This is a genomic window from Dorea sp. AM58-8 (assembly GCF_003464045.1).
Taxonomy (GTDB): domain Bacteria; phylum Bacillota; class Clostridia; order Lachnospirales; family Lachnospiraceae; genus Claveliimonas; species Claveliimonas ammoniilytica.
This window is the reverse complement of sequence record NZ_QSDM01000004.1, coordinates 193254-206647: the sequence shown is the minus strand read 5'-3', so window position 1 is coordinate 206647 and position 13394 is coordinate 193254. Positions and strand designations below refer to the sequence as shown.

General features: G+C 55.3%; 28 protein-coding genes. 1 reads left to right on the top strand and 27 read right to left on the bottom strand.

The genetic code is table 11. The annotated features are described in order from the left end of the window. Together DXA18_RS05410 and DXA18_RS05405 are read right to left on the bottom strand one after the other, a co-directional pair. Positions 1–187 (bottom strand): hypothetical protein (locus DXA18_RS05410; protein ID WP_147345576.1); only part of this gene is annotated, 187 nt, incomplete at its 3' end. After that, positions 180–500 carry a helix-turn-helix domain-containing protein gene (locus DXA18_RS05405; RefSeq protein ID WP_055168065.1) on the bottom strand — a complete coding sequence of 107 codons (321 nt, stop codon included), beginning with the start codon at positions 498–500 and terminating at the stop codon, positions 180–182. The genes DXA18_RS05410 and DXA18_RS05405, both read right to left, overlap by 8 nt. A gap of 246 nt (positions 501–746) precedes the next feature. Here DXA18_RS05405 and DXA18_RS05400 point away from each other — a divergent pair, with 246 nt between their 5' ends. Continuing rightward, a complete protein-coding gene (locus tag DXA18_RS05400; RefSeq protein ID WP_055158144.1) occupies positions 747–1193 on the top strand; it encodes a hypothetical protein in 447 nt (148 codons plus the stop codon). A gap of 164 nt (positions 1194–1357) precedes the next feature. Here the strand turns inward: DXA18_RS05400 and DXA18_RS05395 are convergent, their stop codons facing one another. The 25 genes from DXA18_RS05395 to DXA18_RS15525 all read right to left on the bottom strand — a co-directional run bounded on the left by DXA18_RS05395 (position 1358) and on the right by DXA18_RS15525 (position 12983). Next, positions 1358–2623, bottom strand: a complete 1266-nt coding sequence (locus tag DXA18_RS05395) for a relaxase/mobilization nuclease domain-containing protein (protein ID WP_158565236.1) — start codon at positions 2621–2623, stop codon at positions 1358–1360. A gap of 159 nt (positions 2624–2782) precedes the next feature. After that, positions 2783–3052, bottom strand: coding sequence for a hypothetical protein (locus DXA18_RS05390; protein WP_117786575.1), 270 nt, complete (start codon positions 3050–3052; stop codon positions 2783–2785). A gap of 297 nt (positions 3053–3349) precedes the next feature. Beyond that, positions 3350–3619, bottom strand: coding sequence for a hypothetical protein (locus tag DXA18_RS05380; RefSeq protein WP_118383018.1), 270 nt, complete (start codon positions 3617–3619; stop codon positions 3350–3352). Positions 3620–3654: 35 nt separating this feature from the next. Continuing rightward, on the bottom strand, positions 3655–3870 hold the full coding sequence (locus DXA18_RS05375; protein ID WP_118383017.1) for a hypothetical protein: 216 nt from the start codon (positions 3868–3870) through the stop codon (positions 3655–3657). 14 nt (positions 3871–3884) lie between these two features. Then, positions 3885–4280: a plasmid mobilization protein gene (locus tag DXA18_RS05370; RefSeq protein WP_118383016.1), complete on the bottom strand. Its 396-nt coding sequence runs from the start codon at positions 4278–4280 to the stop codon at positions 3885–3887. Positions 4281–4832: 552 nt separating this feature from the next. Further along, complete coding sequence (locus tag DXA18_RS15530) at positions 4833–5159, bottom strand: hypothetical protein (RefSeq protein WP_147345575.1); 327 nt, start codon at positions 5157–5159, stop codon at positions 4833–4835. A gap of 80 nt (positions 5160–5239) precedes the next feature. Next, on the bottom strand, positions 5240–5593 hold the full coding sequence (mihF, locus tag DXA18_RS05365; protein ID WP_117786579.1) for an integration host factor, actinobacterial type: 354 nt from the start codon (positions 5591–5593) through the stop codon (positions 5240–5242). A gap of 9 nt (positions 5594–5602) precedes the next feature. Further along, positions 5603–5875, bottom strand: a complete 273-nt coding sequence (locus DXA18_RS05360; RefSeq protein ID WP_118383015.1) for a hypothetical protein — start codon at positions 5873–5875, stop codon at positions 5603–5605. A 51-nt stretch (positions 5876–5926) separates the two neighbouring features. Further along, on the bottom strand, positions 5927–6127 hold the full coding sequence (locus tag DXA18_RS05355; protein ID WP_055158126.1) for a hypothetical protein: 201 nt from the start codon (positions 6125–6127) through the stop codon (positions 5927–5929). 18 nt (positions 6128–6145) lie between these two features. Continuing rightward, a complete protein-coding gene (locus tag DXA18_RS05350; protein WP_055158124.1) occupies positions 6146–6382 on the bottom strand; it encodes a hypothetical protein in 237 nt (78 codons plus the stop codon). After that, positions 6375–6947 carry a ParA family protein gene (locus DXA18_RS05345; RefSeq protein ID WP_117527829.1) on the bottom strand — a complete coding sequence of 191 codons (573 nt, stop codon included), beginning with the start codon at positions 6945–6947 and terminating at the stop codon, positions 6375–6377. Before DXA18_RS05345 ends, DXA18_RS05350 begins: the two co-directional genes overlap by 8 nt. Before the next feature lie 33 nt (positions 6948–6980). Further along, complete coding sequence (locus DXA18_RS05340; protein ID WP_118383014.1) at positions 6981–7190, bottom strand: hypothetical protein; 210 nt, start codon at positions 7188–7190, stop codon at positions 6981–6983. Between the two features lie 10 nt (positions 7191–7200). After that, the gene (locus DXA18_RS05335; RefSeq protein WP_118383013.1) at positions 7201–7605 is read right to left on the bottom strand and encodes a single-stranded DNA-binding protein; all 405 of its coding nucleotides are present in this window, start codon (positions 7603–7605) and stop codon (positions 7201–7203) included. A gap of 203 nt (positions 7606–7808) precedes the next feature. Continuing rightward, positions 7809–8312, bottom strand: coding sequence for a 3'-5' exonuclease (locus tag DXA18_RS05330; RefSeq protein ID WP_118383012.1), 504 nt, complete (start codon positions 8310–8312; stop codon positions 7809–7811). A 9-nt stretch (positions 8313–8321) separates the two neighbouring features. Further along, positions 8322–8912: a hypothetical protein gene (locus tag DXA18_RS05325; RefSeq protein ID WP_118383011.1), complete on the bottom strand. Its 591-nt coding sequence runs from the start codon at positions 8910–8912 to the stop codon at positions 8322–8324. A 68-nt stretch (positions 8913–8980) separates the two neighbouring features. Then, the gene (locus tag DXA18_RS05320; protein WP_118383010.1) at positions 8981–9199 is read right to left on the bottom strand and encodes a hypothetical protein; all 219 of its coding nucleotides are present in this window, start codon (positions 9197–9199) and stop codon (positions 8981–8983) included. Positions 9200–9854: 655 nt separating this feature from the next. Beyond that, entirely contained in the window at positions 9855–10076 is a 222-nt protein-coding gene (locus DXA18_RS05310) for a hypothetical protein (RefSeq protein WP_055168026.1), read from the bottom strand. Positions 10077–10471: 395 nt separating this feature from the next. Then, entirely contained in the window at positions 10472–10951 is a 480-nt protein-coding gene (locus DXA18_RS05300; protein ID WP_118383007.1) for a hypothetical protein, read from the bottom strand. A 13-nt stretch (positions 10952–10964) separates the two neighbouring features. Continuing rightward, positions 10965–11249, bottom strand: coding sequence for a hypothetical protein (locus tag DXA18_RS05295; RefSeq protein WP_118383006.1), 285 nt, complete (start codon positions 11247–11249; stop codon positions 10965–10967). Between the two features lie 2 nt (positions 11250–11251). Next, positions 11252–11497, bottom strand: a complete 246-nt coding sequence (locus tag DXA18_RS05290) for a hypothetical protein (protein ID WP_055168020.1) — start codon at positions 11495–11497, stop codon at positions 11252–11254. After that, positions 11494–11721, bottom strand: coding sequence for a hypothetical protein (locus tag DXA18_RS05285; protein WP_118383005.1), 228 nt, complete (start codon positions 11719–11721; stop codon positions 11494–11496). The genes DXA18_RS05290 and DXA18_RS05285 overlap by 4 nt, the downstream gene beginning before the upstream one ends. Positions 11722–11731: 10 nt before the next feature. Beyond that, positions 11732–11923, bottom strand: coding sequence for a hypothetical protein (locus tag DXA18_RS05280; protein WP_118383004.1), 192 nt, complete (start codon positions 11921–11923; stop codon positions 11732–11734). Continuing rightward, the gene (locus DXA18_RS15620) at positions 11913–12086 is read right to left on the bottom strand and encodes a hypothetical protein (RefSeq protein ID WP_158567091.1); all 174 of its coding nucleotides are present in this window, start codon (positions 12084–12086) and stop codon (positions 11913–11915) included. The genes DXA18_RS05280 and DXA18_RS15620 overlap by 11 nt, the downstream gene beginning before the upstream one ends. Before the next feature lie 179 nt (positions 12087–12265). Then, positions 12266–12547, bottom strand: coding sequence for a hypothetical protein (locus DXA18_RS05270; RefSeq protein ID WP_117774015.1), 282 nt, complete (start codon positions 12545–12547; stop codon positions 12266–12268). 175 nt (positions 12548–12722) lie between these two features. After that, positions 12723–12983 carry a hypothetical protein gene (locus tag DXA18_RS15525; RefSeq protein WP_147345574.1) on the bottom strand — a complete coding sequence of 87 codons (261 nt, stop codon included), beginning with the start codon at positions 12981–12983 and terminating at the stop codon, positions 12723–12725. Positions 12984–13394: the final 411 nt, after the last annotated feature.

Below are 13394 nucleotides of genomic sequence, written 5' to 3'. Positions count from 1 at the left end.
TCGGGCAGAACTTCGGGACATATTCGGAAAACTCCTCGAACAGCGGCTCCTCGCTCTCCTCAGAATCCGTCATATCCTCCTCGACGCGCCCAGCCCATCCGCAGTCGGAACACCAGATGCCGTCCACGGGGTTTACATTTGCGGCTTTCGAGTAAGCGCTCCCTATGGTGATGAAAATCCTACTCATCGTTCTCAGCCCTCTCTCCATTGCTCTTCTCACGCACTTCGGCTTCCTTCCGCATCGCGGCAATTAGCTCCTCGGGCGTGATTCCGAGACCGTCCGCGATAGCGAAAAAGGACGCAAGACTCGGCAGACGCGTCGGCTTTCCCCCGCTTCCGGCCATTCCGGCAAACCAAGCGGATTTGCTGATTCCGCTTTTCTTGATGGCGTTGTCGAGCGTCATCCCCTTCTCGTACACGATGCGGCGCACCGCAACCGCGAAACACCCGAGTTCCGGGAAACGCTCAACGGCTTTCTCTGCCTGTGGCTTACCCGCCATGGTATCTCCTTTCTTACGGCTAGCTTGATTACTGGTAATATATCATACCACCAAACCAGATAAATCTTCAAGACGATACTCCATATATCCCGCACAAATAGGACAACAAACCAGCTTGAAAGCAACCCAGCAATATAGTAAGATAGACTCGTAAACCTATATCTGTTTACATGGAACGGTCGGTAATTCGTCCGTCATGCAAACTAACAGACTTATTAGAATTGACATTAGAAAGAAGGTCATAACATGCGAACTTACCAACACCCGATATACCAAGACAACACCATGGCAATTCGCGCCGAATATGATGAGGAAAAACGAGTCTTCGATTTGATGAAGAAGTTCCTCTATATCGTCGGGACGATAACGGCGATAGTTGTTTTCCTTTTGCTTCTCGTTAATTCCCCTGCCCTGATAACTCAGACAGGTGCAATTGGAATCATTGCACTCGTTCCCGTCCTGCTGGCTGCAACAGCCTTTACCGGGTTTTACGTCGGCACGGTACCGGCTGGCTACATCGCTGCATGGCGTGCAATCAAGCGCTCAAAGCTGTTCGTGTGGGGTAACGCTCTCGGACTGCTCCTCATAGCGACACTTCTTCTTTCCATCCCGGCTGCATTCGCGCCCATTGCCTTCCTTCTCCAGTGGTTGAAGGTGTCAAATCTCAAGCGTCAGCTTGACGCGAACGCATAGTGAGGTAAACTGAACGCGTTTTCTTCCTTCGTGGAGAAACTTTCTTGCTTTAGCCCGCTGCTCCCTGATGTGCGACATTAAGGGAACGGCGGGCGCTTTTATGCCGATTCTCACACACCCGTATAGCGGCGCAAGCGGAATATCCCGCCCGCGCCGCTTTTTAATTAACGCTCGCCGTTCTCCTTGTTCGGTTCCGGGCGTTCCTGCGTAGGTGCCTGTTGCGCCCGCTGGGAACCGCCGCTCCCGGCGTTTCCGCCGTTCTTCTTCCCTTTCGGCATGACCGTCGAGGATACTTCCGCCCTGAGTTCGTCGGCTCCGCGCCAACAGGCGAGAATCAGGCGCTTGACCTCCGAATCGTCCGCGATATCCGAATCGGGACGCGGGAGTTTCAGCTTGGGGATATCCACGATTTCCATGCCCTCCATGCCACGTATCTCCTTGCGGTACTTCTGGTAGACGCTTCGGATTTGTGCAAGGTACCTCTCCTTCGTTTCCGTTACCATCGCCTTTTGCTGCTCGATATTCCTCTTCTCCGCAACGGCTGCGCTTCCTTCCGCATGGATGGATTTCGCCACATTCGCCTTAAACGCAGCTTCCAACCCCTTCGTTCCGAGGTCTGCATCGAGCTTCGCCACGGAGAAGGCATAGCGGTTGTTGTCCGTGTCGGTAACGTACATGCGCCCCCTCTTGAACTCCGTGTCAACGCCCCATGATTCCAAAAGCTCGCGGTAATCATAGATGTTCTCCGCTTCCCCGGCGGCGATACGGCACAGCTCTCGCAAGTTCGTCTTATAGGAGTCGATGCCGCGTGCCGCAAGTTCCTTCTCGATACGGGACGGCTGCTTTTTGTGGACGGAGGAATTGCGCTCGCCCTCCACGACCTGTTTCAACCCCCACTCGCGGTCGAGGTCGCGGATGCGGCTGGCGCGTTTCACCTTGGCGCTTTTTCCCCGCCCCTCATCGAGCCGCTTGCCCGTAGAGAGGTCGGTACGGTTGATGACGATATGGACGGCATAGCGATGGGTCTTGTCCGCCTTACAGTATTCGTTGTGAAGCGCCAACACTATCTGCTGGTTCGGGTAATGCTTTCCCACGTACTCCTTGGCATACCTCATGCACTCTTCCGGTGAGAGCCGCCCACCGTTTAAATCACACTCGTCGGGATTGAACCCGAGAATCTGGTGAAACAGAATCGTGTTCTTCGCTTCCTTAAGCTCCCCAGTCTTCTTATCCCGGACTCTCCTTGCCGCTTTGTTGTGCCCGTAGGCTTCCCGCGTCATCCACATGTGGTGCGCCCAGCGCTTCGGGTTCGTACAGCCGTCCATGTTCAGACTGTCGCGTAGAATCACCTTTCGGTCATCGTTGATATAACCGCGCAGGTTCTTCATGTGACCGGAACTCTGCACACCGGTCTGCTTGATGATGGTCAATGCAATTCCTCCCCTCATTCCCTTTTGAAATGAAACCCGCGCACCGGATACTCAAGTGCCATACCGTTTCGGATATACCCGGACGTACATCGGTATGCCCGCGCCGCATCTTCGATATCCCAGTAGCACCCCCGGTCTCAACGCAGATAACAGGTCTTGTCATTGCGGTTTTTCCTCCATTGCTTTCACGCTATCCCAAAACGGCGATTCCATCCAGACGGATTTCAAGCGTTGCAGATACGTCTTTGCCCCATCTTGCGTGAACTCGGCATCGGCATCGTCCGAATGAAGATACCACCCGTTCGGAAACTCAACCCAAGATGCAACGGTCTCACCGAGTTCCATGCTCACGTATCTCGTGAGCGTTACGCTCCAACCGTCCTCCTCATAGTGAATCGTCTTCTCGCCTTCACAATCGGCCATTGCCATCGCTCCTCCTGCTTTCATGAATCTATTTTCACGGACACTGCACCCATGCCGGAAAGAATATCGCTTTCCGACAGTTTCCGATTCCCTGTGACCTTCGGCTCCGTCCCATGTTCGCGACGGTAACCGTTCGCGAAAAATCGGAATACCGCTTCCGTCGTTTTCACCGGAGCGTGCATGACAAACGGGTTGTATTCGTCATCGACGAAATAGAAGGTTCCATCCCTCTTCGCGATATGCGCCGGGCGCTTGCAAGCAGGGCACCGTGATTTCAGGTCACGGTAATGTAACCACTCCGAATCAGTCATCGGCATATTCCCAGTGGTAGCCACCGGCCATCCCGGATGCAGCTGAACCGATACCGTTCGGCGATATCTTTGTTCTCTCCGCCGCGTCCTTTATGCTTTCATAAACAACGCCGGTTTCCGTGCAACGAACCTTTCTTCTACGTTTAGGCTCGCTGATTCCGTCGATAGCATTCGCCAATTCTCGTTGCGTCATGTTCCGGCGCATCCGTATCTTTCGGATGCTCTTTCCCAAAAGCCGATTTTTACGATTGCATTCCGTCATTTTCGTACCCTCGCAAATCAGAGAATCAAAACCCGTTATCGCATTTCAAAGAGAATGAAAATGGCGTAACCGGATGCAGCGATTGCGACCAACGCAATGAGAGCTCGATAAAGGTAATCCCAGTTTCTTTCTCCAAACTTCCTTTTCCATTCTTTCGCTTCTGCTACGGATTTGCAGAATAGACTTACGCTAATAACAAGCGCTAATAATCCCGTCATGATGTTAAGCGAAAACATTGCGTGGTAAGTCATTCCCATATCTCCTGTCATTCGTTATCGAGGTTGTTAAAATCCTCGATTTGCAGATGGACATTGTTCCTGTCGGCTTCCCTTCGGAGCGCCGCGAGCGCTTCCATGATTTCAGAAAATGTCGAGACCTCTTTCTCCAAAACACGTTTCGCTTCATCCGGGTCGAACACTTTCACGCCGTAGGTGTTCAGGAACTTCATGAACTGGTTTAGGTTCGTTCCCTGCTTCGCGAGTTCGTGCGCTGCCTTTTTCAAAGGCTCGGTGTCGATGACCTTGATTGAAACATCGTCGGAAGTCAAAACCGCTCGGGCATACTCGCCCATTTTCATTCCTGCTCTTTTCGCGTTTCTGCGAATGGACTCTCTCTCTTTCTCGGTTGCGTAAAACTTTATTTGAACCTCACGATTACGCATCTCGCAATTCTCTCCTTTCCATTATTCGTAAAACACTTAAGGCAAATTGCGCCGCCGCCATTTGTAAGTGACACGAAATCGGATAGTCGCTCTGCTGACTACAGAAAACCGGGAATCCTAAATTACCGGTTTTCTCAAGCGAAAGCGCTCTCCCGTCAAGGCTCCGAAAGCCGCTCGGGAGCAAGATGGAAGAGGGTTGAAAAGTCCATGTTAGTGGACTTTGAGTACCCACTTCCCAAATCTTGCAACTCGAAGAGCGGCCTTGGCCGGTGAGCACTGATATTCTATCAGTGCGAGAGCAGAAAAGGCATGGAAAAGGGGGTGCCGCCGCACCCTTTCCCATGCCTTTTCTGCGGGGTTTCCGGCTTGCCCGGAAACAAGAACCCGAGGTGCCGCCACCTCGGGTTCCCATCGCCTGCGAAGACGAAATCAATTCCATTGAAAACCGATGGACGTAATCTCATTTTCCGAGCTTTACTGCATCCTCCATCAACTTGATTGCTTGCTGCCAACCGGCAAGCTCTAACTCGAACCAATCGGGGTTGTCCGCCCCTATACAAGTGCCCAGTGGCATCCTGCGCATGTTCCGCTTCTCTTTATGGCGGACGAAAGGGATGCTCTGCTTCTTTGAACATCATCGGCTGCGTCTTGGATGCTGCGGTATTCCTTCCCGGTTTCGATGCATCGCACGCGCTTGCTTGCCGCTTCTGCACCCCCAATCGTAGCCACCGGTTCGATTCCATGTTCCCTTGCGCAACGTGTCATCTCCTGAAACACATCGAAACTGATTTCAGCGAGACTGGAATGTTTGCCATGTTCGCGGTAATACTCTCGTATGTCGTAATCGTCATGAAGCCAGTAATATCTACCGGTCCTCATACTCGCACCGACATGCGATGGCTTTCCGCAAACGGGACAGGTTCCCTTTAAGTCGCGCCAGTGCTCCCAATTCGGATGCATCACGAATTGCGCTGTTCGAGTGAGCCGAGTTTCCAGCCGTTCTTTTCCAGAGCAATCAGCGCTTCACGTTGCCGGATGCCGAGTCCGCCGACACGCCTGCCTTTCGGTATCCGGTACAGTCGCATGATGACTACCGCCTTGCTCGCACCGATACCCGGAACACTTTGCAGAAGCGATGTGACCAAAATGCGTTTCGCATCCTCCTCGTCCATCGCATCCGTGAACGTAAGCTCGCCGGACTTCACGCGAGCCTTGAGTGCTGCATAGCGCCTGCGAGCCTGCATGGCAAGCTCTAGCGCATGGGCACGCTCCTCGCTGCTAAGGTTCGGCAGATGGTTCTCTTTCTCGGTCATCGTTACTTCCTACTTCAACTCGTTGTCCCAGATGTTATCGTCAGGCTGCGCCGCATGTTTCCAACGGTTCGCATCCGCCCGACCGTTCCAGTCGGCGATGAACTTCTCGATAGCAATGGCGCATCCGCTGTCAAGAGCTTCCGCCCACCTCTCGTTGTTCTCATCGCACCAATTCTGAAATACCGCAAACTCGGTGACATTGTTCTCGACGATGTACCTTCGCATCCCCCGCATCTGCGCGATAAACCTCGCGGTGGCGGGAACCATGGTGATTAGGTTCATGTTCCAATCCCTTTTTCCGAAGTGAATCCATCTACCGGCTCCACTTCCTCTCTAATAAAAACGCCCGTCGATGTATTTCTCGATAACCGACGAAAGTCCGCTATCGAGTGCCTGAGACCAGCAGTCGTTGTTCTCATCGCACCAGTCCTGAAAATCGGTGAAGTCTGTGATGCCGTTCTCGCGTATGTGTTTCCGCATCGCACGCAGCATGTCGTGCTTCGATTTTTCCGATTCCGTTACCATCAAGCCCATCCCTTCATCACCATCCCCTTAACCAAGCTCCTCGGCAAGCAGTCGGACGATGAGCTTGGTCATGCTCTCCCCCGTCTCGACGCGGTGGAGTTGCGCTTCTTTGTGGAGCCAAGCCGGGATGAGGAGACTGATTTTCTTGAGTTCCACCTCGTCCGTCTCATGCTTGCCGGAACCTTCCTTCTGGATATCCGCCATCTCGCGCTTGGACTTCTGCGCGCTCGCCATGAACGCGTTCGCTGTGGTCTTGTTAGCCATTGTTCTTCTCCTCTTCGTTCAGAACCGAATCTGCAAGCAGCTCAATCGGGGCGACCACATGGCTCTTCGGGTCGTACTCCGCCACGGACACACCGGCTGCTGCGGCACGTGAGAGGGCAACGGCGCGTGGAATCTTCGCGATGATGGGAACCTCCTCGCCCTCAAGGTACTCCACGAGCTGACGGTCGAGTGTGCCGTAGGCATAGAAGTTGTTGACGATGACATACGCTTTTGCGCCAGTGCCGGACTCACGCACGATATCGAGCGTTCTCAGCGTCGGCTCCATGTCGCGCGTGCTCGGAAGCATGGGTACGAGGATGAGATTCGCCGCGCGGCACCAATCGTTCACACCGCCCACGAGCACGCCCGCCGTATCGACAACCTGAAAATCGCACTCCTCCGCGAAATCAGGGTCATCGCAGACCTCATGGACGGAACCGCCCTGCGGGTCGGTAGTGACGAACGCCACGGTCTTGCCGCGACGCTCAAGCGCAAAGGAAAGCTCGTCCGCGATGGTGGTCTTGCCGACTCCGCCCTTCTGGTTGAGCATCAGAATCGTGTACATGTTAGAAGTCCTTTCTGTCCTGTTTGAAAAACGCTACTCACGAGAATCGGATGCGCGTACAAGCCCGTAACCGACGGTGATGGAAAACAACGAGCACACGGCGAATACCGCAGCAGCCACGTTTCCGAAAACGACCGAAACCGTAAGTGTGAGAAACGCCCACCATCCGACGGTCACCGCGAATAGCAGGCCGAGGAAGAGCATGAAGGGGATTTCCCGCACTGAATCGCCACGAAAGTGCATTCCGTCCTCCCTAGAACGGAATATCCGCATCATACGTTTCCGGTTCCGTAGACTGCCCCTGGGCAGGAACCGTATCCTTCCCGGCACCCTTCGAGTCCGCAAACTCGATATCGGTCACGAGGACGGAAAGGGCATGGCGCTTCTCCTCGTTCTTCATCCAAGAGTGGTAGCGGAGCCGTCCATCCACCGAAACCTTCTTCCCCTTGGTGAGATAGGGAGCAAGTGCTTCGGCTCGCGCACCGAACAGGGCGCAATCGACAAACACCGGCGCATCGACATATTCGCCGGTCTCGCTGTCCTTCTTCTTCTCGTTGATGGCGAGTCCGAAGGTGAGGACACTCGTGGCATCCCCCTTTTTGCGAAGCTCCGCATCGCGCGTGAGGTTGCCCATGATGGTCACTCGGTTGATAGCCATTGTCTTTCCAATCTCTCGATGGTGTTTGCGGAGGATTCTGGAATCCTCCTGCCGGGAAAACTTTCGTCCCTTGCTGTCTATAAATATAGCAGACCAGAATACCAGCAACCCAGAGAGCAAGATAACCACATAGATTGCACACACTTGCGCTGCAAAGATAAGGGCGTGTGAAAAGCAATGCTTCACACGCCCTAAGCACGTATCTACTCTGCTACGAGCCATTGTTCGAGCCATCGCTGCACGGCAAGCGTCGCGAGCGCGTCGGCAAGCGAACCGTGTGCCCTGCCCGTCCACTCGTATCCGATGTGGTCGGCGGCATCCACCAACTTGTAACGCCTTCCCATGAACCACGTGAACAGGTTCATGGTGTCCGTGATGCGTGCGTCCTCCCTCGGGCGCACCCCGACGGCGGATAGGAACCCGAGGTCGAATCCGACGTTGTAGCCGATAACCTCGTCTGCCCCTGCAAAGATTTCCCTCAGTCGCGGTATGGCTGTCTCGATAGTCGGCAGGTCTGCCACGTCCTCTGGGTAGATGCCGTTGATGGCGCTCGCGTGCGGCCATTCGGTCTTCACGGTCGGTCGGAACCTCTCATCCAACAGGACGGAGCCGTCCCTTCCGATGATGGAGATGGTCAGAATCTCATCCGGGTCGCTACCGTTCGGATGAAGACCGGTGGTCTCGGTGTCAAAGCAAATGCTGTTCATATCTATCACCTAATCCATGTAACCGTAGACCGTCGTATAACGGTCTTCCTTGTAGTCGAGGAACCCATAGTAATCGTGCTTTGCAAGATTGAATGCCCGCTCTTCGCGGCTCCCGTCCAAGGTGCTGATATATGCGACTGTGGCATCGTCCGGCACCATGCCTTCCTCATCCTCAGTCACGCCGTCCCGGTCGCAGGGAAGCCACCCCATGACCGCATCCTCCACCGCACGCTCAACGACGGCTACCCAATAGGTGACAGAGCCGATGCCGTGCTTTTGGTCGTTGACGGCGTTTTTGTGCTCGCTGATGAAGTCGCGGGCGGCGGCTACTGCTTCCTCCTCGCCCCGATGGCACCGGACTTTCCTGACCGCGACCCCGAACCCACGATTCTCGACAGATTTCCTATCCGCTGCCAAGCACGCTGCAAGCCCTGTGAGAAATCGCGCTTTTAGGCCGTCTCCGGTCTCAACAAAGTCAATGAGTGCATCGACCAGCCGCTCATAGCTCCTTGTCTCGACCTTTCCGGTGAATCCCCATTTACGGTGCGCCCCGTCGGTCAAGGGTGCCATCTTGCCTGCCATGACCTCGTACTTATCCATTTCCACGCTCCCTACTTACGTTGCATCGAAAAAGAGGGGCATCTCTTTCCCGATGCCCCTTCAACTCCTTAGCGAATGCCGTCCGGTGAATACGGTGACCAAGGCTGACCGAGGAGAACCAGCCAGTCGCACTCCTCGCTCTCCCCCAGCCGGAACAGATAAACCGCATCCGAGACAATCTCCTGCCAGTATGCCGTAAGGTCACCGAACCTGCCGGTATACTTGCAGTGGGGAACAGTGCCGCCCCCGTCATAGACCATGACCATATCTTTTTTCTCGATTTTCATTTGCTCCGTCCTTTCTGCCTTGGGATGGTTCCGGTGCCGTCCCCCTTGCTGTTATCTGTAATTATAGCTATGCAGCATACCAGCACACTCCACAACGCGAGACTCCACGCCTTCTCCATGGAACTCGGGTCATTAGGGGCGAGCAGCCCCTAATCTGAGGGAGCGCAGGCGACCGCGCCACGGACAGACCCCGCGAAACCGCTGGGTGCCAAGAAAAGCCAACCTCCCGTCGCGGAGCCACCGCCCCTCCTTTCCCCGCCCTCTACCGAGCCGCTGCGGCGTGCCCCGCTTTGCCGCGCCTGCGGCCTATGGTTTCCCGAGAAGAAGGGGTTTTCAACATTCCGATGGGCGGAGGGTTCCTAGACTGACCCGGAGCCTGTCGGAATGTTGGAAACCCCGACAGGTCAGTCCTCCCGTTTCCGCCAAGTAGAAGGCTTTTCCGCGCTTTCAATGGCCGGAGGTTCCTAGCCCGACCCGCAGGCTGTTGGAAGGGTGGGAAAGCCGCCCCCGAGTCCCCGTTCCCGCAACGACCCCGCGCCTTCACGCCGCCCACAGGGCGGCTCCCAAAAAGCCAAAGAAAAAGGGCACCCTCCCGGATGCCCTAGCTCCTTTACCGACCGAACTCCTCCCGATAGCGGTTATGGTCTGCTAGTGCTTACCTCTTGTTACGGTAGCGGCGCTTTTCCATCTGGTAGTCGTACTCCATACCCGCAAGGTAGACGCACCACACGCCGACCACCATGAAGAGCGTACCCATAACAAACTCGATTGTCGCCCAGACCGGCGCATCCACGCTCGCAAGCATGAGCGTGTACGCCATAATCCCGCAGCCGATAAGGATTGCACCATAGGTCTCAAGCTCCCTGACGTTCTTCATCTTGAAGTCCCTTCTGCCATGGGGCGGCTCGGTTGCCGTCCCCCTTGCTGTCTATAAATATAGCAGACCGGCATACCAGCAAGCAGGTGAACCGTACACTCCATACATCCTGCATATCCTGCACGAAAAAAGGGCACCCTCCCGGATGCCCGTCCTTTCCCTATCCGAGGTCGATATACCTGCCGACCGCATCGGTATACCCTCCATGCGCAATCCTCCGCCCGCTCGGGTTCTTCCTGACGAATCCCGCTTCCTTGCGGTCGAGATAATAGCGGTGGTTGCACGCGCGGCACCACCCGGCAAGCTCCCTTCCGCCGCGAACCAAGTTGAACGCTCCCGCTGGCTGCACGCGCCCGCACCTAGGACAGAGCTTCTTTGTTGGCAGCATCCTTTTCCTAAACCTCTTTCCCGGCATCCGTCAGCTCATGGACGAGCCATTCCGCTCGAAGCGGTTTCTTCTCTTTTTTCCCGTCATGCGCAACGTGCAGCCCGTACACGTCATACGACCACTTTCCGGCAATCCCGACAATCATCCAATCGCGTCCGTCCCCTCCGTAAAGGGTCTCACCGAACATGACCGGCTTGCCGTCTGCGCAAAGCATCTGCCCCTTCGCCATCAGCTTCTCTCGCCTGCATTTGCGCTTGTAGGCAGCATGAAGGCGTTTGAATGCCCCACGCTTCGAGTTCTCCATGCTCCTCTGATACTCCCCCTTGAGGTTCAGAAGCTCTTCCTCAAGATTTGCCGCTTCCGAAGCCGAATCGACCAGACGGTTCAACAGCGTCAATGCCCCGTCCCTCATCGCCCCGTCAAACGCCTGCTCGACGGCATACCTCAGAAGCCGCACGTCCTTCTCCTCGATTTTCTCCTTGCCCATATTCATCCCTTCTCTAGCGCCATCCGAACGGCTTCCCCATGTCATACCAGCTTCGTCCCTCGTAGCCGCGTCCGCACCCGTAATGGCCGATGACCCTCCACCCGGAAAGGTCGAGGTCGTAGAGCCTTGTAAGCTCCTCTCCATAGGTTCGCTTCCCCTGCCGCACAAGCTCCTCGTCGCTTGCGTTTATGTACAGTTCCCCGTACCGCTCGAACACGTACTCGACCCGCTTGCCACTACCGATAACATCCCCTGCGCAGACCTGCCACGGGCGCAGGGGCTTACTCCCCGCGCCCATCCTTACGGCTCCAAATAAATCTCGACCATGATGCAACGCTGCGTCTCGTCCTCGCAGGAAAGCCAAGACGGGTTCAGTGTGAAAGAACTCACGTCATCCTCCCCATGCTGCAAGACCAGCCCACGTTTGCCGAAGAAAGTCGCTCCCGTTATGAGTCCAAACTCCCATTCCTCTGGATAATGGACGCGAAAGCGGTAACAATCCCCTTTCAGGCTATCCATCAACTCCTTGACCTTCATGCCGCTCATCCCTCTTTCTCCTCATCTTTCAGCTCGATACAGATGGTCGGTTCTACCTCCATGAGCGGGAAGATATAGCCGACCTCCCTTTCAAGGATTTGCGGGTGTTCGTCAGGGTAGAACTCCTCCGCATCACCTAGATAGTGCTCAATCGTAGTACCCGTCGAATCATAGCTTTGAATCGCGATTTCACCCTGAATGCAAGTCTCCTCGAACAGTTCCTCGAGCGTCATGTTTCCTCCTCTAGCCGATTCCGTGACCGAACAAACGGGCATCCGTGCAGGCATCCTCAAAAAGACCGTAATCGCCGTCAAACCCGAACCTATGACAATAGCGCTCGATGAGCCTTTCGTACCTATCGTAGTCCTCATCGGCATATGCCCGGTTCACGTGGTCGATTGCCCTGCGGCGCTCCTCCGTGTCTTTAGGCTGCATAGCGACTCCCCGCAAGCTCCACGCCGTAACGCGGTGCGATACGGTCGCAGACGGCATCGAGAGCGTCCTCGTCCATCCGTTCCATCAGCTCTTCGCAAAAACTCTCCCAGCCAATCGCGTCCACGAGGACGTTGACCTTCTCCGTAACATCCAAAGTAGCCATCTTGAAGTCCCTTCTGCCTTTGGGAAGCTCTGCTTGCCGCCCCTCTTGCTGTCTATAAATATAGCAGACTGGCATACCAGCAAGCAGAAAAACACGATATGAGCGGGAAACTCCATACCTCCTGCATATTATGCATAGCAAAAAGGGCACCCTCCCGGATGCCCCGTGCTGCCGCCGTCTCAATCTTCCACGTAATCAATCAAGTCTTCCACGCCATCAATAGCAGTGGGCTTTTCCAATGTGCCCATCGAATAATCGTAACCGTAGTAATCGGCAACATCTAGGCACGCCTTGAGGACATGCTCGGCAAGATACAGCTCATCGCTTTCAATCTTTTCGATGGCGAAACGCTTCAAGTCATCGTAGGACGTGATATCGGCACCGTCATCCATGAGCGCAGGAACGATATCGTCCAGCGTTTCCCCGTTTGCAATCCGCCTGTCAAGCTCCGCACGCTTCATCCTAAACCCCTTCCTGCCATGGGCGGCTCCGGTGCCGTCCCTCTTGCTGTCTACAAATATAGCAGGCTGGCATACCAGCAAGCAGGAAAACACGATATGAGCGGGAAACTCCATACATCCTGCATATTATGCATAGCAAAAAGGGCACCCTCCCGGATGCCCTGAATGTCCATGGCTAACGCCCCACCCTCCAAATCTTTTCCTCGCCCGTGAACGTATCTGTGATTACGCATCTGCCGCCCGCCGCATACTTGAGACCATTCGGCAGCGCTTCCGCCGCCCTGCGGCACCTCGTCCAAAACCTCAGATACCCGTTTCCGCTGAACCCAACGGCAATCTCATCGTCGAACTCGTCCATCGCATCTTCCGCCGGTTCCGATTCCAGATAGAGTACCACGCCGTTTTCGTTCTCTCGCGTGTAGTGGTATCTCGCCATACTCATGATTCCTTTCCGTCTACTAGGCAATCCCGCTAACTTGCCTACCCGATAACCAGCATTATAGCATACCAGCACACACCACAACGCGAGACTCCACGCCTTCTCCATGGAACTCGGGTCATTAGGGCGAGCAGCCCCTAATCTGAGGGAGCGCAGGCGACCGCGCCACGGACAGACCCCGCGAAACCGCTGGGTGCCAAGAAAAGCCAACCTCCCGTCGCGGAGCCACCGACCCTCCTTTCCCCGCCCTCTACCGAGCCGCTGCGGCGTGCCCAGCTTTGCCGCTCCTGCGGCCTATGGTTTCCCGAGAAGAAGGGGTTTTCAACATTCCGATGGGCGGAGGGTTCCTAGACTGACCCGGAGCCTGTCGGAATGTTGGAAACCCCGGCAGGTCAGTCCACCCGTTCC

Bases quoted from the DNA above. Each gene is read 5' to 3' on its own strand.
- DXA18_RS05405 (WP_055168065.1), bottom strand. From the start codon at position 500: ATGGCGGGTAAGCCACAGGCAGAGAAAGCCGTTGAGCGTTTCCCGGAA.
- DXA18_RS05400 (WP_055158144.1), top strand. From the start codon at position 747: ATGCGAACTTACCAACACCCGATATACCAAGACAACACCATGGCAATT.
- DXA18_RS05390 (WP_117786575.1), bottom strand. From the start codon at position 3,052: ATGGCAATGGCCGATTGTGAAGGCGAGAAGACGATTCACTATGAGGAG.
- DXA18_RS05380 (WP_118383018.1), bottom strand. From the start codon at position 3,619: ATGACGGAATGCAATCGTAAAAATCGGCTTTTGGGAAAGAGCATCCGA.
- DXA18_RS05375 (WP_118383017.1), bottom strand. From the start codon at position 3,870: ATGACTTACCACGCAATGTTTTCGCTTAACATCATGACGGGATTATTA.
- DXA18_RS05370 (WP_118383016.1), bottom strand. From the start codon at position 4,280: ATGCGTAATCGTGAGGTTCAAATAAAGTTTTACGCAACCGAGAAAGAG.
- DXA18_RS15530 (WP_147345575.1), bottom strand. From the start codon at position 5,159: ATGAGGACCGGTAGATATTACTGGCTTCATGACGATTACGACATACGA.
- mihF (WP_117786579.1), bottom strand. From the start codon at position 5,593: ATGACCGAGAAAGAGAACCATCTGCCGAACCTTAGCAGCGAGGAGCGT.
- DXA18_RS05360 (WP_118383015.1), bottom strand. From the start codon at position 5,875: ATGAACCTAATCACCATGGTTCCCGCCACCGCGAGGTTTATCGCGCAG.
- DXA18_RS05355 (WP_055158126.1), bottom strand. From the start codon at position 6,127: ATGGGCTTGATGGTAACGGAATCGGAAAAATCGAAGCACGACATGCTG.
- DXA18_RS05350 (WP_055158124.1), bottom strand. From the start codon at position 6,382: ATGGCTAACAAGACCACAGCGAACGCGTTCATGGCGAGCGCGCAGAAG.
- DXA18_RS05345 (WP_117527829.1), bottom strand. From the start codon at position 6,947: ATGTACACGATTCTGATGCTCAACCAGAAGGGCGGAGTCGGCAAGACC.
- DXA18_RS05340 (WP_118383014.1), bottom strand. From the start codon at position 7,190: ATGCACTTTCGTGGCGATTCAGTGCGGGAAATCCCCTTCATGCTCTTC.
- DXA18_RS05335 (WP_118383013.1), bottom strand. From the start codon at position 7,605: ATGGCTATCAACCGAGTGACCATCATGGGCAACCTCACGCGCGATGCG.
- DXA18_RS05330 (WP_118383012.1), bottom strand. From the start codon at position 8,312: ATGAACAGCATTTGCTTTGACACCGAGACCACCGGTCTTCATCCGAAC.
- DXA18_RS05325 (WP_118383011.1), bottom strand. From the start codon at position 8,912: ATGGATAAGTACGAGGTCATGGCAGGCAAGATGGCACCCTTGACCGAC.
- DXA18_RS05320 (WP_118383010.1), bottom strand. From the start codon at position 9,199: ATGAAAATCGAGAAAAAAGATATGGTCATGGTCTATGACGGGGGCGGC.
- DXA18_RS05310 (WP_055168026.1), bottom strand. From the start codon at position 10,076: ATGAAGAACGTCAGGGAGCTTGAGACCTATGGTGCAATCCTTATCGGC.
- DXA18_RS05300 (WP_118383007.1), bottom strand. From the start codon at position 10,951: ATGGGCAAGGAGAAAATCGAGGAGAAGGACGTGCGGCTTCTGAGGTAT.
- DXA18_RS05295 (WP_118383006.1), bottom strand. From the start codon at position 11,249: ATGGGCGCGGGGAGTAAGCCCCTGCGCCCGTGGCAGGTCTGCGCAGGG.
- DXA18_RS05290 (WP_055168020.1), bottom strand. From the start codon at position 11,497: ATGAGCGGCATGAAGGTCAAGGAGTTGATGGATAGCCTGAAAGGGGAT.
- DXA18_RS05285 (WP_118383005.1), bottom strand. From the start codon at position 11,721: ATGACGCTCGAGGAACTGTTCGAGGAGACTTGCATTCAGGGTGAAATC.
- DXA18_RS05280 (WP_118383004.1), bottom strand. From the start codon at position 11,923: ATGCAGCCTAAAGACACGGAGGAGCGCCGCAGGGCAATCGACCACGTG.
- DXA18_RS15620 (WP_158567091.1), bottom strand. From the start codon at position 12,086: ATGGCTACTTTGGATGTTACGGAGAAGGTCAACGTCCTCGTGGACGCG.
- DXA18_RS05270 (WP_117774015.1), bottom strand. From the start codon at position 12,547: ATGAAGCGTGCGGAGCTTGACAGGCGGATTGCAAACGGGGAAACGCTG.
- DXA18_RS15525 (WP_147345574.1), bottom strand. From the start codon at position 12,983: ATGGCGAGATACCACTACACGCGAGAGAACGAAAACGGCGTGGTACTC.